Annotated in this window: 18 protein-coding genes; 11 read left to right on the top strand and 7 right to left on the bottom strand. The window is 71.5% G+C overall.

Annotated elements, in window-relative coordinates; translation table 11 throughout:
- Position 1: 1 nt before the first annotated feature.
- From ACTXG6_RS26790 to ACTXG6_RS26780, 3 genes are read right to left on the bottom strand one after another with little or no spacing between them, the layout of a single operon-like run.
- Complete coding sequence (locus tag ACTXG6_RS26790; protein ID WP_445182144.1) at positions 2 to 799, bottom strand: MlaE family ABC transporter permease; 798 nt, start codon at positions 797 to 799, stop codon at positions 2 to 4.
- Between the two features lie 44 nt (positions 800 to 843).
- Entirely contained in the window at positions 844 to 1,650 is an 807-nt protein-coding gene (locus tag ACTXG6_RS26785) for a glucose 1-dehydrogenase (RefSeq protein ID WP_445182143.1), read from the bottom strand.
- Positions 1,647 to 2,549: a 3-oxoacyl-ACP reductase gene (locus ACTXG6_RS26780; protein WP_445182142.1), complete on the bottom strand. Its 903-nt coding sequence runs from the start codon at positions 2,547 to 2,549 to the stop codon at positions 1,647 to 1,649. The genes ACTXG6_RS26785 and ACTXG6_RS26780 overlap by 4 nt, the downstream gene beginning before the upstream one ends.
- Before the next feature lie 199 nt (positions 2,550 to 2,748).
- Between ACTXG6_RS26780 and ACTXG6_RS26775 the strand changes: the two genes are divergently transcribed.
- The 3 genes from ACTXG6_RS26775 to ACTXG6_RS26765 all read left to right on the top strand — a co-directional run bounded on the left by ACTXG6_RS26775 (position 2,749) and on the right by ACTXG6_RS26765 (position 5,478).
- On the top strand, positions 2,749 to 3,921 hold the full coding sequence (locus tag ACTXG6_RS26775) for an acyl-CoA dehydrogenase family protein (RefSeq protein WP_445182141.1): 1,173 nt from the start codon (positions 2,749 to 2,751) through the stop codon (positions 3,919 to 3,921).
- 9 nt (positions 3,922 to 3,930) lie between these two features.
- A complete protein-coding gene (locus ACTXG6_RS26770; RefSeq protein ID WP_445182140.1) occupies positions 3,931 to 5,064 on the top strand; it encodes an acyl-CoA dehydrogenase family protein in 1,134 nt (377 codons plus the stop codon).
- A gap of 177 nt (positions 5,065 to 5,241) precedes the next feature.
- Positions 5,242 to 5,478, top strand: coding sequence for a DUF5302 domain-containing protein (locus tag ACTXG6_RS26765; protein ID WP_445182139.1), 237 nt, complete (start codon positions 5,242 to 5,244; stop codon positions 5,476 to 5,478).
- A gap of 597 nt (positions 5,479 to 6,075) precedes the next feature.
- On the opposite strand, the gene ACTXG6_RS26760 is transcribed toward ACTXG6_RS26765, so the two are convergent.
- On the bottom strand, positions 6,076 to 7,185 hold the full coding sequence (locus ACTXG6_RS26760) for an NAD(P)H-dependent flavin oxidoreductase (protein ID WP_445190116.1): 1,110 nt from the start codon (positions 7,183 to 7,185) through the stop codon (positions 6,076 to 6,078).
- A gap of 11 nt (positions 7,186 to 7,196) precedes the next feature.
- Entirely contained in the window at positions 7,197 to 8,864 is a 1,668-nt protein-coding gene (locus ACTXG6_RS26755) for an acyl-CoA synthetase (RefSeq protein ID WP_445182138.1), read from the bottom strand.
- Positions 8,865 to 8,928: 64 nt separating this feature from the next.
- Here ACTXG6_RS26755 and ACTXG6_RS26750 point away from each other — a divergent pair, with 64 nt between their 5' ends.
- The gene (locus tag ACTXG6_RS26750; RefSeq protein ID WP_445182137.1) at positions 8,929 to 9,762 is read left to right on the top strand and encodes a crotonase/enoyl-CoA hydratase family protein; all 834 of its coding nucleotides are present in this window, start codon (positions 8,929 to 8,931) and stop codon (positions 9,760 to 9,762) included.
- A gap of 102 nt (positions 9,763 to 9,864) precedes the next feature.
- Here ACTXG6_RS26750 and ACTXG6_RS26745 read toward each other — a convergent pair whose 3' ends face one another.
- On the bottom strand, positions 9,865 to 11,412 hold the full coding sequence (locus ACTXG6_RS26745; RefSeq protein WP_445182136.1) for an acyl-CoA synthetase: 1,548 nt from the start codon (positions 11,410 to 11,412) through the stop codon (positions 9,865 to 9,867).
- Positions 11,413 to 11,485: 73 nt separating this feature from the next.
- Complete coding sequence (locus ACTXG6_RS26740; protein ID WP_445182135.1) at positions 11,486 to 12,547, bottom strand: LLM class F420-dependent oxidoreductase; 1,062 nt, start codon at positions 12,545 to 12,547, stop codon at positions 11,486 to 11,488.
- 85 nt (positions 12,548 to 12,632) lie between these two features.
- Here ACTXG6_RS26740 and ACTXG6_RS26735 point away from each other — a divergent pair, with 85 nt between their 5' ends.
- From ACTXG6_RS26735 to ACTXG6_RS26705, 7 genes are all read left to right on the top strand, one after another.
- Positions 12,633 to 13,622, top strand: a complete 990-nt coding sequence (locus ACTXG6_RS26735; protein WP_445182134.1) for a Zn-ribbon domain-containing OB-fold protein — start codon at positions 12,633 to 12,635, stop codon at positions 13,620 to 13,622.
- Positions 13,622 to 14,683 (top strand): thiolase domain-containing protein, encoded by a 1,062-nt coding sequence (locus ACTXG6_RS26730; RefSeq protein ID WP_445182133.1) that lies wholly within the window; start codon positions 13,622 to 13,624, stop codon positions 14,681 to 14,683. Before ACTXG6_RS26735 ends, ACTXG6_RS26730 begins: the two co-directional genes overlap by 1 nt.
- Before the next feature lie 2 nt (positions 14,684 to 14,685).
- The gene (locus ACTXG6_RS26725; protein WP_445182132.1) at positions 14,686 to 15,894 is read left to right on the top strand and encodes a thiolase domain-containing protein; all 1,209 of its coding nucleotides are present in this window, start codon (positions 14,686 to 14,688) and stop codon (positions 15,892 to 15,894) included.
- Positions 15,891 to 16,766, top strand: coding sequence for a TIGR03619 family F420-dependent LLM class oxidoreductase (locus tag ACTXG6_RS26720; protein WP_445182131.1), 876 nt, complete (start codon positions 15,891 to 15,893; stop codon positions 16,764 to 16,766). Before ACTXG6_RS26725 ends, ACTXG6_RS26720 begins: the two co-directional genes overlap by 4 nt.
- Entirely contained in the window at positions 16,763 to 17,197 is a 435-nt protein-coding gene (locus tag ACTXG6_RS26715; protein WP_445182130.1) for a nuclear transport factor 2 family protein, read from the top strand. Before ACTXG6_RS26720 ends, ACTXG6_RS26715 begins: the two co-directional genes overlap by 4 nt.
- Positions 17,198 to 17,306: 109 nt before the next feature.
- Entirely contained in the window at positions 17,307 to 17,756 is a 450-nt protein-coding gene (locus ACTXG6_RS26710; protein ID WP_445182129.1) for a pyridoxamine 5'-phosphate oxidase family protein, read from the top strand.
- Positions 17,757 to 17,892: 136 nt separating this feature from the next.
- Positions 17,893 to 19,572 (top strand): alkaline phosphatase family protein, encoded by a 1,680-nt coding sequence (locus ACTXG6_RS26705; protein WP_445182128.1) that lies wholly within the window; start codon positions 17,893 to 17,895, stop codon positions 19,570 to 19,572.
- Positions 19,573 to 19,583 lie beyond the last annotated feature (11 nt).

Raw genomic sequence — 19,583 nt, 5'->3', positions numbered from 1 at the left:
TTCAGAGCGCCTTCGGCGGGACGACTTGCAGGTAGATCCCGGTCAGGATCAGGTTGATCAGGAACAGCAGCAGGAAGGTGATCACCACGGCTTGGTTCACCGCGTCGCCGACCCCCTTCGGGCCGCCGCGCGGGTTCAGGCCCCGGTAGGCGGCGACCACGCCGGCGACGAATCCGTAGAGCAGCGCCTTGAACTCGCTGATCCACAGGTCCGGCAGCTGGGCCAGCGCGTTGAAGCTGGCCAGGTAGGCGCCCGGGGTACCGCCCTGCATGACCACGTTGAAGAAGTAGCCGCCCATCACGCCGACCACACTGACCAGGCCGTTGAGCAGCACCGAGACGAACATTGCGGCGAGCACCCTCGGCACGATGAGGCGGTGCACCGGGTTGATCCCGAGCACCTCCATCGCGTCGATCTCCTCGCGGATGGCGCGCGCCCCGAGGTCCGCGCACATCGCCGAGCCGCCGGCGCCGGCCACCAGCAGAGCGGTGATCAGCGGGCTGGCCTGCTGCACGATGGCCAGTGCGCTGGCCGCGCCGGTGAACGACTGCGCGCCGATCTGCTCGGTCAGCGAGCCCAGCTGCAGCGCGATCACCGCGCCGAACGGGATGGCCACCAGCGCGGTCGGCAGGATCGTGACGCTGGCGAACAACCACGCCTGCTGCAGGAACTCGCGGAGCTGGAACGGGCGGCGGGGCAGGTTGCGGAACACCAGCCAGGCCAGGGTGGCGAGATTGCCGACCTGCCGTAGCGCGCGCACCCCAGGGAAGTCTGTGGGGGCCCTGCCTCCACGGGTCATGCTGACCTCCCGGCGATATGATGATCCAACGACTGGCCCCGGTCCTAGGTGACGTTCAGTGCGTGCGTCGCGGTGGCGCCGCCGTCGGCCACGAACTCCGAGCCGGTGCAGTACGCGCTCTCGTCGCTGGCCAGGAAGAGCACCAGCGCGGCGATGTCCTCCACGTGGCCCACCCGGCGCAGTGCGAGCTTGCGCCCGACCCGGCTCAGGTCCAGCTCCGCGCCGCCGATCGCGTCGCTGATCATCTTCGTGTCGATCATGCCCGGGTGCACCGAGTTGACCCGGATGCCGTCGGGCCCGAGCTCGAGCGCGGCGACCTTGGTCATGCCCCGGATGGCGAACTTGCTGGCCGTGTAGGCGGTCAGGTACGGGGCGGCGGCCAGCCCCTCGATCGAGGACAGGTTGACGATCGAGCCGCCGCCGGCGGCCCGCAGCGCCGGCACGGCGGCCCGCATGCCGAGGAAGGTGCCCACCTGGTTGACCGTGACCACCCGCAGGTAGTCGGCGAGGGTGGTGTCCGCGAGCGCGCTGAAGTGCAGCACGCCGGCGTTGTTGACCAGCACGTCGAGCCGGCCGAAGGCGCCGGTGACCTCGGTGATCGCGGCCGCCCAGTCCTCCTCGGAGCCGACATCGAGGTGGGTGTAGCGGACCGCGTCCCCCAGCTGCTCGGCCAGCGCCTTGCCGGCCTCGTCGGCGATGTCGGCGGCCAGCACCCTGGCCCCCTCGGCGACGAACCGGCGCACCGCCGCCGCGCCCTGGCCCCGGGCCGCGCCGGTGATCAGCGCGACCTTGCCGGCCAGGCGCCCCGCCGCGGCGCGGGGCTCGGGCTCGAGGGGCTCGTGCGCGCTCACAGCGCCAGCACCTCCGAGGCGATGAACATCCGTTCCGGGTCGCGGTCGGTGAAGTAGCGCCCGACGGTGGCGTCCAGCTCTGCCGCCGACCACCGGTCGCCGGCCGCGTCGAACCGCTGCTCCACGGTCGGCGGCGCGAGCAGCGCGACCTTGCCGCCGTGCACCACGAACACCTGCCCGCTGATCGAGGCGGCGGCCGGCGAGGCGAGGTAGGCGACCAGCGGTGCGACGTGGTCGGTGCTCAGCGGGTCCGGGCCGTCGGTGGGTGCCGCGCCGAAGACGTCGGACGTCATCGCGGTGCGCGCCCGGGGGCAGATCGCGTTGGCGGTCGCGCCGATCCGCCGCAGCGCCCGGGCGGTGGAGACGGTGAGCGCGACGATGCCGGCCTTCGCGGCGGCGTAGTTCGCCTGCCCCGGCGGGCCGAGCAGGAACGCTTCCGAGGAGGTGTTGACCACCCGCCCGTACACCGGGGCGCCGGTCGCCTTGGCCTGGCCCCGCCAGTGCGCGGCGGCGTTGCGGCAGAGCAGGAAATGCCCGCGCAGGTGGACCCGGATGACCAGGTCCCAGTCCTCGTCGGTCATCCCGAAGACCATCCGGTCGCGCAGCAGACCGGCGTTGTTCACCACCACGTCCAGTGCGCCGAACCGCTCCAGCGCGGTGGCCACCAGTGCGTCGGCGGTGGCGCGCTCGGCGATGTCGCCGGTCACCAGCACCGCTTTCCCACCCAGCGCCTCGATCTCGTCGACCACCTGTGCCGCCGCCGGGTCGAGATCGTTGAGCACCAGGTCGGCGCCGTCGGCGGCCAGCGCGAGCGCCTCGGCCCGACCCAGTCCGGCACCCGCTCCGGTGACCACCGCGACCCGGCCGCCCAGACTGGCATCCCGCGGTTCGACCGCCATCAGCGCCAGCTCCTCTCCGAGCGCCGACCGAGCCCCCGGCCGACGTCACGCGGATGCTAGAACCGGTTCTTATTTCAGTCAAACCTGGGGTATCAATGTTGTGTCTGCACCCCACTGGACCTGGCTGTACGCGATCTCTACACTTTCTGTAACGCGTTACAGTTAGCCGTTGGGTAGCCACCTCGGAACGGAGCACCGGATGCATCTCGCGTTCACCCCGGAACAGGACGCGCTACGCACCGAACTGCGGGCCTACTTCGCCGGTGTGATGACCCCGGAGCGCCACGCCGACCTGACCTCTGGGGAAGGCGAGTACGGCAGCGGCGGAGCCTACCGCGAGATCGTCCGCCAGCTCGGGGCGGACGGTTGGCTCACGCTCGGCTGGCCGTCGGAGCACGGCGGCCAGGACCGGTCGCTGACCGATCAACTGATCTTCACCGACGAGGCCGCCGCCGCCGGGGTACCGGTGCCGTTCCTGACCCTGAACACCATCGGCCCGACGATCATCCGGTTCGGCACCCCGGCGCAGCGGGCGTTCTTCCTGCCCCGGATCGCCCGCGGCGAGCTGCACTTCTCCATCGGCTACTCCGAGCCGGAGGCCGGCACCGACCTGGCATCGCTGCGCACCAGGGCGGTCCGCGACGGCGACGGCCCCGACGCGGACTTCGTCATCAACGGCCAGAAGATGTGGACCAGCCTGATCCAGCACGCCGACTACGTGTGGCTGGCCTGCCGGACCGACCCTGACGCGGCGGCGCACCGGGGGCTGTCCATCCTGATCGTGCCCACCGACGCCCCCGGGTTCTCCTGGACGCCGGTGCGCACCATGGCCGGTGTCGGCACCAGCGCCACCTACTACTCCGATGTCCGGGTGCCGGGGTCCGCGCTGGTCGGCGAGGAGAACCGGGGCTGGAGCCTGATCACCAACCAGCTCAACCACGAGCGGGTCGCGCTCACCACGGCCGCGCCGATCTTCACCGCACTGCGCCAGGTGACCGAGTGGGCCAGGGCCACCGGTGCGCTGCGGCGGGAGTGGGTCCAGGTGCACCTGGCGCGGGTGCACGCGAAGGCCGAGTTCCTGAAGCTCATGGGCTGGCGGCTCGCGGCGGCGGAGGCCACTCCCGGCCCGGCGGACGCCTCGGCGACCAAGGTGTTCGGTACCGAGTTCGCCACCGAGGCCTACCGACTGCTGATGGAGGTGCTCGGCCCGGCCGCGACCGTCCGGGCCGGCTCGCCGGGTGAGCTGCTGCGCGGGCGGATCGAACGGATGCACCGGGCCGCGCTGATCCTCACCGTCGGCGGCGGTACCAACGAGGTGCAGCGCGACATCATCGCCGCAGCCGCCCTGGGCCAGCCGATCTCCCGACGCTGAAAGGTCACCATGGACTTCTCCCCCACCGAGGCGCAGGCCGACCTCACCGCGCTGGCCCGCCGCATCCTGACCGACCAGGCCACCCCGGACCGGCTGCGCAAGCTCGAGGACGGCGCGGACCGGTTCGACCCGGAGCTGTGGTCCGCGCTGGCCGAGGCCGGGGTGCTCGCGGCCACACTGCCGGAGTCGGTCGGGGGTAGCGGGCTCGGGCTCCTGGAGCAGTGCGGGGTCCTGGTCGAGATCGGCCGCACGGTGGCACCGGTGCCCTACTTCACCTCGATCGCGGTCGCCGCGTCCGCGCTCGCCCGGTTTGCCGACGCCGGGCAGCTGGACCGCTGGGTGGCGCCGGCCGCCGCTGGGCGGCTGGTGCTGACCGCCGCCCTCGAGGTGTCCGACGAAGCCGCTGCGCCGAGGGCGGTACCGGGCCCCGGCGGCGGCTGGGTGCTCAGCGGTACCGCGGTGGCCGTGCCCTCCGGTGCGATCGCGGACCTGTTCGTGGTGCCCGCGGCCACAGCGGAGGGGCCCGTCGTCCTCCTGGTCGAAGCCGCGGACGGCGGGGTGAGGGTGCACCGGCAGCGGATGGTCGACCTGGACAGCGCCGGCCAGCTCGAACTGACGGACGTGGCGTTGCCGGCCGACCGGGTGCTCGGGCGGGCCGGGCAGGGGGCGGAGGTGGCGGGCTGGCTGCTCGCGCGGGCCACCGTGGGGCTGTGCGCGCTGCAGCTGGGAGTCACCGAGCGCGCCCTGGAGCTGACCGCCGAGTACGCCCGCGCGCGGGTCCAGTTCGGTCGGCCGATCGGTGGGTTCCAGGCGGTGTCGCAACGGCTCGCGGACGGCTACGTCGACGTGGAGGCGATCCGGTTGACCCTGTGGCAGGCGGCCTGGCTGCTGGCCACCGGGCAGCCCGCCGACGCCGAGATCGCCACCGCGAAGTTCTGGGCGGCCGACGCGGGACACCGGGTCGCGCACACCGCGGTACACGTGCACGGCGGCGTGGGGCTCGACGTCGAGCACCCCCTGCACCGGTACTTCACCGCCGCCAAGCGTTACGAGTTCGCCCTGGGCGGCGCCACCGAACAACTGCTCCGCCTCGGCGCCCTGCTCGCCGAGGACCCCGGTACCCCACTGCCCGCCGAACAGTGAGCCGGTGCCCCTCCGGCCCCCGACAGAGCGGCCCGGCGGCTTGCCGGTGGTGAGAACGCCACGGCGCAGCGACTACCATCGACGGTGAACGGTGGATCACCGGGCAAACCCGATCGCGGGCGTGCTCCGGACGTGCCAGGCTGGCCGAGATCGCACCGATAACAGGGGGATGGACACATGCCGGACTCGCCGAAGGCCGAGGAGCCGCGCACGGACGCGGACGCCACCGAGGCGACGCCGGATCCCGCCGCCCACGCCGACGAGCTCAAGGACCGCTTCCGCGCGGCGCTCGACCGCAAACGCGGCGAGGCCAAGGCCCGGTCCTCCCAAGGTCACGGAGCCGCGTCACCGAAGGTCGGCGAGGCACACCGCAAGGCCGGCGGCAAGCGCACCTTCCGGCGCAAGAGCGGCTGACCCCCGCCGGCCCGCGGTTCGAGCCGTGTCGACGGGACCGGGGCACGCTTCGGCGAGTCGCGGAATTTTGCGCGAGTCGGGATTTTGAGCAGGGTGAGTCGGGATATTTGGCAGGGTGAGTCGCGGAATTTTGCAGCGAGTCGGGATAGATCGCTGGGCGAGCCCTGTTGTGGCGGGCATCGCTCCGCCTTGGACCCCCGGGTTCGCCGCGCCGGCAGGGCGACTTCGGACGTCAGTCAGTTCCCTGCGCGAGTTTCAAGGTCAACGTAACACCAGTTCGTTTCAATCATGAGCGTTATCGGACTGGCGTTACTCTCGGCTGACTTGGCTCCCCTGCACCGGAGAACTCCGGCCCAGGCGGATAAGTCGGTTCAGGGTGTCCCCGAGGCGTACGGCGCTCCCCCAGGGGCCCGGGCGAGCTGTCCCGGAGGGCTCCGGCGGGGCTACTCCGGACGCGCCGGAGGTGAACCGGGTTACGACGCGAGTGTTTCAAGGTCAACGTAACGCTAGCTCGCTTCGATCATGTGAATCACGGACTGGCGTTACTCTCGAGCGGCCGCCGGCCGCGCCGGCCCGCGACTCGAGCTAGCTGGGTTCCTAGCGCAGCCCGCCGAGCCGGTCCAGCGTGCCGTCGAGCTCCCCGAGCAGGTCGGCCATGACGTCGGCCACCGGGCGGACCACGTTCATCCGGCCGACGATCTGACCGACAGGCATCGCCACCACGTCCGGGTCGCCGGACCGGGAGATCCGCTCGTGGGCGGCGCCGACCAGCAGGTTCTGCAGCGGCATGGGCAACGGCGCAGGCGCATCGGGGGCGCTCCAGGCCTGTGTCCAGCGGGTCTTCAGCAGCCGCGCCGGCTTGCCGCTGTACACCCGCGAGCGCACCGTGTCCGAGGACCCGGCCGCCAGCAACGCCGCCTGGGTCGCCGAGGCAGGCATGCCGGTGGCGTACTCGCTCGTGGTCAGCCAGGTCGAACCCATCCAGACGCCGGCGGCGCCGAGTGCGAGCGCAGCGGCGATCTGCCGCCCGGTGCCGATACCCCCGGCGGCCAGCACCGGCGCCCGGTCCCCCACCGCGTCCACCACCTCGGGCAGCAGCACCATGGTCGCGATCTCCCCGGTGTGCCCGCCCGCCTCGTAGCCCTGCGCGACCACAACGTCCACGCCGGCGTCGACGTGCCGCTGGGCGTGCGCGGCGGTGCCGGCCAGCGCGGCGACCGGGATGCCGGCGTCGTGCGCGCGCGCCAGCACGTCCGGGGGCGGCGAACCGAGGGCGTTGGCGATCAGCGCGATCGGGTGCTTGAGCGCGACGTCCACGTGCGCGCGGGCCACCGAGTGCAGCCAGCCGAGCACGCCCGACCCGCCGGCGGCGTCCGAGCCGGCGGGCAGCGGCGGCACCCCCAGCTCGGTGAGGGTGCGCTCGACGAACTCGCGGTGCCCGGCCGGGATCAGCGTGCCCAGGTCCACCGGGGTGCCCTCGGTGGGCAGCGTCGCCGGCATCACCACGTCGACCCCGTACGGCCGGCCGCCGGTGTTGTCGTCCATCCAGTGCAGCGCACGGTCCAGCTCGGCGGCGTCGTTGTACCGCACACACCCCAGCACGCCGAGGCCGCCGGCGCGGCTGATCGCCGCCGCGACGTGCTCGGACGGGGTGAAGCCGATGATCGGGTGCTCGATGCCGAACCGGTCGCAGATCTCGGTGCGCACGTTTCCCGCGCTCATCCGACGGAAGACCCGTCGGACGACCCGGTCGACGAGACCGGCGTCGGCGCCTCGGCGACCGGGGCGTGCGTCGCGGCGTGGTCCTGGGCCCACCGGTAGTCCGGCTTGCCGCTCGGCGACCGGCCGACCTCGTCGACCAGCCACAGGCTGCGGGGCACCTTGTACCCGGCCAGCTGGGCGCGGACGTGCGCGTCCAGGGCGGCCAGGTCCGGCGCGGCACCCGGCCTCGGCTGCACCACCGCCCCGACCCGCTGCCCGAGCCGCTCGTCGGGCACCCCGATCACCAGCGCGTCGAACACGTCGGGGTGCGACTTCAGCGCGCCCTCGACCTCCTCGGGGAACACCTTCTCGCCGCCGGTGTTGACCGACACGTTGCCCCGGCCGAGCAGGGTCATGGTCCCGTCGACCTCCATCCGCGCGTAGTCGCCGGGTACCGCGTAGCGGGTGCCGTCGATCTCGACGAACAGCTCGGCGGTCTTCGCCGGGTCCTTGTAGTAGCCGAACGGGATGTGGCCGCCGCGCCCGACCCGGCCGACCTGGCCGGACCCCACCGGCACCTGGCGGCCCGCGTCGTCGATCACGATCACGTCCGGGCCCGGGCTGACCCGGGGCCCACCGGTGCGCTCGGCATCCTTGGCGACGAGCTGGATGCCGTTGAAGCCGGACTCCGAGGAACCGATCGCGTCGGTGAGCACCACATTCGGCAGTGCGGCCAGGATCCGTTCCTGCACCGACTGGGAGAACAGCGCGGCGTGGCTCGACATCGCCACCAGTGAGGACACGTCGTAGCTGCCGGCCGGGTAGCTCTCGAACGCCTCGATCAGCGGCCGGGCCATCGCGTCGCCGACCATGGTCACCACGTTCACCCGGTTGCGCTCGATGGCGCGCCACACCTCCGCCGGGTCGAACCGCCGCACCAGCACCACGGTCCCGCAGCCGAACAGCGCGGGCAGCACCGACCACTGCGCGGCACCGTGGATCAACGGCGGCAGGCACAGCCGGACCAGCGCGAAGTCCTTGCCGGCCAGCGACTGCTGCCACTCGTCGGTGAGCTTCTCGCCGGAGATGAAGTCGATCCCACCGCCGAGCGCGCGCCAGACGTCCTCGTGACGCCACAGCACACCCTTGGGCATGCCGGTGGTGCCGCCGGTGTAGAGCACGTAGGTGTCGTCGCCGCTGCGCTCGCCGAAGTCACGCTCGGCGGGTGAGCCGGCCAGTGCCTCCTGGTAGTGCGTGCCGTGCGCGGCCGGGACGGTCACTCCGCTGCCGTCGTCCACCACGACGACGTGGCGCAGGGTCGGCACCTCGGGCAGCACCTGGGCAACCCGGTCGGTGTAGCGCCGGTCGTGCACGAGCGCGACCAGGTCGGCGTTCTGGAACAGGTACCGCAGCTCGTTCTCGACGTAGCGGTAGTTCACGTTGACGGCCACCGCGCGCAGCTTGTAGGCGGCGAGGATGGCCTGCACCGCCTCGATCGAGTTCTGGCACTGGACACCCACGTGCGACCCGGGTGTCACACCGTGATCTCGTAGGTGGTGGGCCAGCCGGTTGGCGTTCTCCTCCAACTGCGCGAAGGTCACCCGCTGCTCTCCGCAGACCAGCGCGATCCGGTCCGGGACGAGGTCGACGGCGTGTTCGAAGAGGTCCGCGATGTTCAGCGCCATTCTCAATAAACTAGAACATGTTATCGTTTCGGACAATACTCCGCCCCGGCTATCAGGAGTGTCGATGACAGTTCCGACAAGACCGGACGCCGCCGCCCGCCCCGAGGACGACGAGCAGCCGCACTGCCTGCTCGAGCGGCGCGGCGCCGTGTTGATCGTGACCATGAACCGCCCGCACGCCCGCAATGCGCTGTCCGGCCCGATGCTCGCGATCATGAAGGACGCCTGGGACCAGGTCGACGGCGACCCGTCGATCCGGGCCTGCGTGCTGACCGGGGCGGGTGGGGCGTTCTGCGCCGGCGCCGACCTCAAGGCCATGACCACCAGTCACCCCGGCGACAGCTTCGCCGGCGGCGGCTGGGACCTCTCGGTGATCGAGCCGCTGCTCAAGGGGCGGCGGTTGACCAAGCCGCTGATCGCCGCTGTGGAGGGCCCGGCGATCGCCGGCGGCACCGAGATCCTGCAGGCCACCGACATCCGGGTGGCCGGGCAGAGCGCCCGGTTCGGGGTGTCCGAGGCACGCTGGGGGCTGTTCCCGCTGGGTGGCTCGGCGGTGCGGCTGCCCCGGCAGATCCCGTACACCCTGGCCGCGGAGCTGCTGCTCACCGGGCGGCACCTGTCCGCCGAGGAGGCCCGCGCGATCGGGCTGATCGGGCACGTGGTGCCGGACGGTGAGGCGTTGGCGCGCGCGCTGGAGCTGGCCGAGCTGGTGGCGGCGAACGGCCCGCTCGCGGTGCAGGCCATCCTGCGCACCATGCGGGAGACCGAGGGCATGGCGGAGCAGGAGGCGTTCGCCGTCGAGGCCAAGTTGGGCATGGCGGTGTTCGCCAGCGCGGACGCCAAGGAGGGCCCACGGGCGTTCGCCGCCAAGCGCGCCCCGGAGTTCCGCGGCGAGTGATACCGCTCGCACAGACCGGCTCCCTGCCGCACAGAGCATGCACGGTCTGTGCGGCAGGCGCTGGGTCTGTGCGGCCCCACCGAACTGGGCGGCGGCGGCCGGTCAGGGTCGGGCGGCCTCCGCCCAGTACGGGTCGCGCAGCCGGCGCTTGTAGAGCTTGCCGTTGGGGTCGCGCGGCAGCTCGGTGACGTAGTCGACGGTGCGCGGCAGCTTGAAGCGGGCCAGCCGGTCCCGGGCGTAGCTCAGCAGCTCGTCGGTGAGCTCGTCGCCGGGCGCGACACCGTCGGCGGGCTGGACCACGGCCTTGATCTCCTCACCCCACTCCGGGTGCGGGATGCCGAACACCGCCACGTCGGCCACCTTGGGATGCCCGGCCAGCTCGCCCTCGATCTCCGCCGGGTACACGTTCACCCCGCCAGTGATGATCATGTCGGCCTTGCGGTCGTGCAGGAACAGGTAGCCGTCGGAGTCCAGATGCCCGACGTCGCCGAGGGTGAACAGGTCCCCCACCCGCGCCGACCTGGTCTTCTCCCGGTCGCCGTGGTACTCGAAGCTCGAGGTGCCCATCCGCAGGTACACCAGTCCGGGCTCACCGGTCGGCAGCTCGTGGCCGTCGTCGTCGAGCACCCGCACCACCGACCCCGGCCACGGGCGGCCCACCGAACCGGGCTTGCGCAGCCACTCCTCCGCCATGATCGTGGTACCGCCGCCCTCGGTGGCCGCGTAGTACTCGACCACCACGGGCCCCCACCAGTCCAGCATCCGCCGCTTGACCGACCGGGGGCACGGCGCCGCCCCGTGGATCATCGCGCGCATCGAGGACAGGTCGTAGCGGGTGCGTTCGGCCTCGGGCAGCGCCAGCAGCCTGGAGAACTGGGTCGGTACCAGGTGGCTGTGGGTCACCCGGTGCCGCTCGACCAGCCGCAGCATCTCGGCGGGCGACCAGCCGTCCATCAGCACCGCCGGATGGCCCAGCTGGATGGAGATGACCACGAAGTTCAGCACCGCGGTGTGATAGAGCGGCGACCCGCACAGGTGCACGTGCCCGTCGTGCGGGGCCAACCCGAAGATGCCGAAGAACCAGATCGCGGTGCCCGGCACGTCGTCCGGGTCGGCACCGGTGAGCGGGCGGCGGACACCCTTGGGGCGGCCGGTGGTGCCCGAGGTGTAGAGCATCGGCCCGCCCATGGTCCGCGACCCGGGCCGCCCGGGTGGCTGGTCGGCGCCCAGTTCGGCGAGCGGGCGGAAACCGGGCACCTCACCGACCGCGAACCGCGCCCCGGCGGGCAGCCCCGCCTGCTCGGCGGCCGCCGAGGCCACCTCGGCGAAGCGCTCGTGCGCCACGAACGCCTTGGCGCCGCTGTCGGACAGGATGTAGGCCACCTCCGGCCTGACCAGGTGCCAGTTCACCGCGACGATGTAGAGCCCGGTCTGCAGCGCGGCGAAGTGCACCGCGAGCATCTCCGCGCAGTTCGGCATCATCAGCACGATGGCGTCGCCGGCCCGCAGCCCCATCTGGTGGAGCCCGCGCGCGTACCGGTCCGCGGCGGCGGCCAGCTCGCCGTAGCTGACCGTGCCGCCGCCCGGGTCGACGACGGCCGGGCGGTCCGGCTCCTGGCCGGCGATGTTCCACAGTCCCAGAGCGGTCACGGTGCTGCCCCTGTCCGTGCCGGGCTCCCGAGCTTGTCCCGGGCCGGCACTCGGCCCCAAACTAGAACGAGTTTCACTCGCTGACAAGGTGGTGCGACGCGGGGCCCACAGCGTCGGCGACGGCCGTCAGCCGCTCGGCGTCCGGGCAGCCGACGATCAGCATGTCCACCCCGGACGCCTCCCAGCGGGCCACCCCGGCGCGCACCTGGTCGGCCGTCCCGATGATCGCGGTGTCGGCGATCAGCTCGTCCGGCACGGCGGCGGCCGCCTCGGCGCGGCGCCCGGCCTGGAAGTGGGCGCCGATCTCGGCCACCGCCTCGGCGTAGCCCATCCGGGAGAACACGTCGGCGTGGAAGTTCTGCCCCGGCGCGCCCATGCCGCCCAGGTACAGCGCCATGGTCTGCTTGAGCCCGGCGACCACGGCGGCGGGGTCGTCGGTGACCACCACCGAGCAGCTCGCCGCGACGGTGAACTCCGCGCGCCGGCGGCGGGCACCGGGGCGGGCCATACCGTCGGCAAGCCACTGCTGGTACATCGGCCCGAGCCGGGGCGAGTAGTAGATGGCCAGCCACCCGTCGGCGATCTCGCCGGTCATCGCCACGTTCCTCGGGCCCTCGGCGCCGAGCCAGATGGGCAGGTCAGCGCGGAGTGGGTGGGTGATCGGGCGCAGCGGTTTGCCCAGCCCGACCGCGCCGGGGCCGGTGTAGGGCAGCGGGTAGTGCGGCCCGTCGTTGCGCACCGGCGCCTCCCTGGCCAACACCTGGCGCACGATCGACACGTACTCCCGGGTGCGGGCCAGCGGTCGGCCGAACGGCCCGCCGTACCAGCCCTCCACGACCTGCGGGCCGGAGACGCCGAGCCCGAGCACGGCCCGCCCGCCGGACAGGTGGTCCAGGGTCAGCGCGTGCATGGCGCACGAGGTCGGGGTGCGCGCGGACAGCTGGGCGACCGACGTGCCGAGCAGCACCCGCTCGGTGCGCGATCCCCACCAGGCCAGCGGGGTGAACGCGTCCGACCCCCAGGACTCGGCGGCGAACACCGCGTCGAAGCCGGCCCGCTCGGCGGCCAGCACCAGCTCGGCCGCCCCCGTCGGCGGGCCGGCACCCCAGTACCCGAGCTGCAGTCCCAGCCGCATCGCGGTCTCCTTCCGGCGGTCCCCGGCGAACACCGGGCGCCGGCCCATCTTGCCAGGCGAATCGAGAACCTGTTCTACTTGGCCGATGGTCGCCACCGAAGCGCCGATGTCGGCACCGCTGGAGTTGGGGTTCGACTACACGCGCTCACTCGGCCCGGTCCTGTCCCGGTTCGTCACCGCACTGCGGGACCGCCGGGTGGAAGGCGTGCGCGGGTCCGACGGCCGGGTGCACGTGCCACCGGCGGAGTACGACCCGGTCACCGGGGCGCCGCTGTCCGAACCGGTCGAGGTCGCCAGTGTGGGCACCGTGCTGACCTGGTCCTGGATGCCCACGCCGATGGAGGGCCAGCCGCTGGACCGCCCGTTCGGCTGGGCGCTGGTCCGCCTGGACGGCGCGGACACCGCACTGCTGCACGCCGTCGACGCCGGCGACCCGGCCCGGATGCGCACCGGAATGCGGGTCCGGATCCGCTGGGCCGAGCAGACCGTCGGGCACATCACCGACATCGCCTGCTTCGAACCACTGGACAACCCCGTGAGTGGCGATGGCCGCGATGGCGACGATCGCCACTCACGACCTCCGACCAGCGAGAACCCAGTCACGATGATCACTACGCCGGTGCACCTGCACTACCGGCACTCCGCGTCCCTGGAGGAGAGCCGCTACCTGCGCGGACTGAAACGGGGCCGGCTGCTCGGCCAGCGCTGCCCGGAGTGCGGCAAGGTCTACATCCCGCCGCGCGGCGCCTGCCCCACCGACGGCGTGCCCACCGAGGAAGAGGTCGAACTGCCGGACACCGGCACGGTCACCACGTTCTGCATCGTCAACGTGCCGTTCCTCGGCCAGCGCATCACACCGCCGTACGTGTCCGCCTACGTGCTGCTGGACGGGGCGGACATCCCGCTCATGCACCTGGTGTTGGGCTGCGCCGCCGACGAGGTGCGGATGGGCATGCGGGTGACGGCGCAGTGGCGGCCCCGGGAGGAGTGGGGCAGCACGCTGGGCAACATCGACCACTTCCGCCCCAGCGGTGAGCCGGACGCGGAGTTCGAGTCGTACGCGGAGTACCTGTGATGAGTACCTTTCCCGAGGTCGCCGTGGTCGGGTTCGCCCAGTCCCCGCAGGTACGGGAGACCACCGGCACCACCAACGGCGTCGAGATGTTGGTCCCGGTGTTCCAGCGGGTGCTGGCCGCGACCGGGCTGTCCCGCCGCGAGGTGGGGTTCTGGTGCTCCGGGTCGTCGGACTACCTGGCCGGGCGGGCGTTCTCCTTCGTCTCCGCGGTGGACGCCATCGGGGCGCTGCCGCCGATCGCCGAGTCGCACGTGGAGTCGGACGCGGCCTGGGCGCTCTACGAGGCGTGGGTGAAGATCCGCACCGGCGAGGTGGACACCGCGCTGGTGTACGGCTTCGGCAAGTCCAGCGCGGGTGACCTGCGCCGGGTGCTCGCGCTGCAGCTGGACCCGTACCTGGTGGCGCCGCTCTGGCCGGACTCGGTGAGCATCGCCGCGTTGCAGGCGCGCCTCGGCATCGACGCCGGGCTGTGGAGCGAGAAGGAGATGGCGGAGGTCGCCGCCCGCAGCCGCGCCGACGCCGCCGCCAACCCGAGCGCCCAGCTGCGTGACCCGGTGGACCCGACCGCCCTGCTGGACACCCCGTACCTGGCCGACCCGCTGCGCGCGCACGACTGCGCACCGATCACCGACGGCGCCGCCGCGATCGTGCTCGCCGCCGGCCACCGGGCCCGCGAGCTCTGTGCACGGCCGGCCTGGATCACCGGGCTGGAGCACCGGGTGGACTCCCCCGCACTCGGCGCCCGCGACCTCACCCGGGCCCCGTCCGCCGGGGCGGCCGCCGCCGCGGCGGGCATCGACGGCGTCCAGGTCGCCGAACTGGCGACCCCGTTCACCTCGCAGGAGCTGCTGCTGCGCCGCGAGCTCGGACTGGCCGACGACGTGGTGATCAACCCGTCCGGCGGCCCGCTGTGCGGCAACCCGATGTTCGCCGGCGGGTTGGTCCGGATCGGCGAGGCGGCGTCCCGGGTCCTGGACGGCGGAGCGCAGCGGGTGCTCGGGCACGCCAGCAACGGCCCGCTGCTGCAGCAGAACCTGATCTGCGTGATGGAGGGGCGTTAGCCATGGCTGAGCTGGCCGCGGTGCTCGGCACCGGGCAGACCAAGCACACCTCGAAGCGCACCGACGTCTCGATGGGCGGGCTGTGCCGGGAGGCCATCGACCGCGCGCTGGCCGACGCGCGGGTCGGCTGGGACGAGGTCGACGCGGTGGTGCTGGGCAAGGCGCCGGACCTGTTCGAGGGCGTGATGATGCCCGAGCTGGCGCTGGCCGACGCGATCGGCGCCACCGGCAAACCGCTGCTGCGGGTGCACACGGCCGGTTCGGTGGGCGGCTCCACCGCTGTGGTGGCGGCGAGTCTGGTGCAGGCCGGGGTGCACCGGCGGGTGCTGGCGGTCGCGTTCGAGAAGCAGTCCGAGTCCAACGCGATGTGGGCGCTGTCCATCGCGGTGCCGTTCAGCATGCCGGTGAACGCCGGCGCGGGCGGCTACTTCGCGCCCCACGTGCGGTCCTACATCCGCCGCTCCGGCGCACCGGAGCACGTGGGCGCGATGGTCGCGGTGAAGGACCGGCGCAACGGCGCGCGCAACCCGTACGCCCACCTGCACCAGCCGGACATCACGCTGGAGTCGGTCATGTCGTCGACCATGCTGTGGGACCCGATCCGCTACGACGAGACCTGCCCGTCCTCGGACGGCGCCTGCGCGATGCTGATCGGCGACGAGGCCGCCGGTGACGCCGCGCTCGCGGCCGGTGCCCAGCCGGCCTGGATCCACGCCACCGCGATGCGCACCGAACCCACCGTCGCGGTCGGGCGCAACCACGCGAACCCGCAAGCCGGCCGGGACGCCGCCGCCGCACTGTGGGCCAAGGCGGGCATCACCGACCCGCTGAACGAGATCGACGTGGCGGAGATCTACGTGCCGTTCTCCTGGTTCGAACCGATGTGGCTGGAGAACCTGGGCTTCGTACCGGTCGGCGAGGGTTGGAAGCTGACCGAGGCGGGCGGCACCGAGATGGGCGGCCAGCTGCCGGTGAACCCGTCCGGCGGAGTGCTCTCGTCCAACCCGATCGGCGCCTCCGGGCTGCTGCGGTTCGCCGAGTCGGCGATGCAGGTCATGGGCCGCGCGGGCGACCACCAGGTCGACGGGGCGCGCACCGCGCTCGGTCACGCCTACGGCGGCGGGTCGCAGTTCTTCTCCATGTGGGTGGTGGGTTCAGCCAAGCCGACGGCTCGGCGCACCAGTACGGACGAACCGGGGGTAGGACGATGAAGTTCACCGTTGCGGTCGCGATGTGCCCGCTGAATCAGCTCGTCGAACTGGCCCGCACCGCCGAGCGCTGCGGCTACCACGGCATCGCGCTGCCCGACTCGATCTTCTACTCCGAGCAGGTGTCCGCCCGGTACCCCTACACCCCGGACGGTTCCCGGATGTGGACCGCGAACACCCCGTGGGTGGATCCGCTCATCGCCGCCGGCGCGATGGGCGCGGTCACCGAGCGGATCCGGTTCTGCACGCAGGTACTGAAGCTCGGCTCCCGGCAGCCGCTGCCGCTGGCCCGCCAGGTCAACTCGATCGCGGCGCTCACCGGCAACCGGTTCACCCTCGGCGTGGGCCTGGGCTGGTCACCCGAGGAGTTCGAATGGTGCGGCGTGCCGTTCGAGCACCGGGGTCGGCGCGCCGACGAGTTCCTGGACGTGCTGCGGCTGGTGCTCGGCGGCGGCATGGTCGCCCACCACGGTGAGTTCTACGACTTCGACGAGCTGCAGATGAGCCCGACGCCGACCGAGCAGGTGCCGATCATCGTCGGCGGCCACAGCGACGCCGGCCTGCGCCGCGCGGCCCGCTACGACGGCTGGTCCTCGGCGATGATCCGGTTCGACGACCTGCGCGACACCATCGGCAAGCTGGACGCGATGCGCGCCGAGTGCGGCCGGGCGGACGCGCCGTTCGAGATCCAGTCGGTCTGTGTGGACCGCTTCGGGCTGGACGGCTACCAGCGGCAGGCCGAGATCGGTGTCACCGACGCGACGGTCGTCCCGTGGGCGTTCGACGGGCTCGGCTTCGACAGCGACCTGCGCTCCAAGCAGGACAGCCTCGAGCGGTTCGCCGACGTGATCCTGGACGGGATGGGGGTTCGATGAAGGTGGACTGGTCCGGCCCGGAGGACGAGCACCCGGCGCGCACCGCCTCCCGCCGCTCGATGGACGCGGTGTCGCGCGGGGCCAAGCAGGACTGGCTCGCGCTGTTCGCGCCGGACGCGGTGGTACAGGACCCGGTCGGCCCGTCGATCTTCGACCCGGACGGCACGGGCCACCACGGGCACACCGCGCTGGCCGCGTTCTGGGACGCCACAATCGGCAACGCTGAGCGCATCGAGTTCGCCGTCCGCGACTCCTTCGCCGCCGGCGACGAGGTGGCCAACGTCGGCACGATCACCACGTACCTGCCTGGCGAGCAGTGCCTGGACGCCGAGGGCGTGTTCGTCTACCGGGTCGGGCCGGACGGGTTGATCCGCTCGCTGCGCGCGTTCTGGGAGTTCGACCGCGCCATGAAGACCCTGCGCCCCGCCTAGTGCCCGGTGAGCGGCGAGTGGTCCTCTGGGACCACTCGCCACTCACGAGTGCTGACCTGCGCGGATCCGGTTGCGGGGAACAGGGCTGCCCCTCCTGCCGTTGGCTTCGGTGACGAAGGTCGACAACGGGGAGGACACCGGCATGGCGGCAATGGATGTGGCGCAGCGCGAGGAGTTCCTGGCGGCGGTGCATGTCGGAGCGCTCAGCGTCGCGCGGTCGGACGGGCCGCCGCTGACGGTGCCGGTCTGGTACCAGTACGAGCCGGGCGGCGAGGTCCGGGTGCAGACCGGGCCGGAGTCGCTGAAGTTCCGGCTGCTGGACAGCGCCCGGGAGTTCAGCCTGCTGGTGCAGGAGGAGACGCCGCCGTACAAGTACGTGAGCGTGTCCGGGCCGGTTGTGTCCATCGAGTCCGACACCACCCAGCCGGACCGGGAGGCGATGGCGCGGCGCTACTTCGACGGCGACGCGCTGGACGGCTACCTCAAGGCGATCGAGGGCAGCCAGATCGTGACGCTGCACATGCGGCCCCGGCGCTGGTACTCGACGGACCACAGCTGATCGGGTAGCGGGTTCAGCGGCGACAATGGATCCTTTGCTTTGCGTACCTGAACTGTTCATGCGGACGTAAAGCAAACTCACTGATCACCGGGTCACGATTGGGCGACAGACGCTCGAGCCGACTGGGGTATTCTGAATGCACAGACCATCAATTTTGTCGGTGCGGGCAGCCCTGGCGGCCGGCGTCGCGTCACTGCTTTTTCTCAGTTCCGCATGTGCCTCGTCCGGCGGCTCTGGAAATGCGGGCGTTCCCCCTACCAGCACCGCCCCCACCGGTCGTCATGTGTTACTGATCTCAGTAGACGGATTGCACCAGTCGGATCTTGCGTGGTATGTAGCCCACCGTCCGCGGTCGGCGCTCGCCGCCCTGACCCAGTCGGGGACCGAATACCCGCAGGCGAGTACTTCGTTTCCCTCGGACTCGTTTCCCGGCACAGTTGCCCAGGTGACCGGCGGCCACCCGGCCACCACAGGCGTCTACTACGACAACAGCTATTCCCGCGCGCTGCTCCCGGCCGGGACCACCTCCTGCCCGGCCAATGCACCGACCGGGGCCGACGTCGAGTTCGACGAGACGATCGACCGGAATCCCAAGGCCCTGGACGCCGGCCAGGGCCTGAGCAAGCTCCCGGACGATGTTCTGCAGATGACCGGTCAGCCGCAAGGCCTTATCGACCCAGCCAAGTTACCGGTCGACCCTAAGACCTGCAGGCCAATGCTTCCGCACCAGTACATGCAGGTGAACACAATTTTCGAGGTCGCCAGGGCACACAATCTGCGCACCGCCTGGTCCGACAAGCACGCCGCCTATGACATCCTGAACGGGCCATCGGGCACCGGTGTACAAGATCTGTTCACGCCGGAGATCAATAGTGAGGCCCCGGCGCTACCAGCGGGCGGCGACTGGACGACCGACAACCTCAAGACGCAGGAGTACGACGGCCGGAAGGTTCAGGCCGTGGTCAATGAGCTCGACGGATACGATCACTCCCGTGCCACGAAGGTTGGTGTGCCCGCCATCTTCGGGATCAATTTTCAATCGGTTTCCACAGCGGAGAAACTGCCGACATCCGACGGCCAGGCCGGCGGATACGGGCCTGACGGAGTAACGCCGGGACCACTTCTGTCAAATGCTCTCGACTTCGTCGATGGGCAGCTCGCCACATTCACCCGCGAAATCGACGCCCAGCAGCTCACCGGCAGCACGACGATCATCCTGTCGTCCAAACATGGTCAATCCCCCATGAACCCGGCCGCGCTCACTCGCATCGACGATACCCCGATCCTTGACGGCCTCAACGCCGCTTGGGCGGCAGCCCACCCAGGTGCAGGAAAGTTGGTCGTGCATTCCACCGACGACGACGGAATGTTGTTGTGGCTTGCCGACCATTCCCAGGCAGCGGCCGATTTCGCGCGCACCTTCCTGCTCGCACAGTCCGGTTCCGGCAACGACATCAGTGACAAGGCCCGCCAATTCTCCTCCGCCGGACTCAGCGAGATCGAGGCAGGCCAGGCGGCGGCAACATACTTTCACGCCACGCCAGGAGACGCTCGAGTTCCCGACATCGTCGGGATCGCACAGAACGGCACCGTCTATACCGGAGGAAAGAGCAAGATTGCTGAACACGGCGGCACTGATGCCCAGTCCCGGAACGTACCGATCCTGATCAGCGGGCCCGGAGTTGAACGCGGGCGGTCCAATCCCGCCCCGGTCGAGACAACGCAGATAGCGCCGACCGTCCTCACTGCGCTCGGGCTCGATCCCGGCGAGTTGCAGGCGGTCGACCGCGAGCACACCAGCTCACTCCCTCGCTGAGGTTCGCCGGA

The organism is Pseudonocardia sp. Cha107L01 (assembly GCF_052566575.1).
This window is presented reverse-complemented; position numbering and strand designations above follow the sequence as displayed.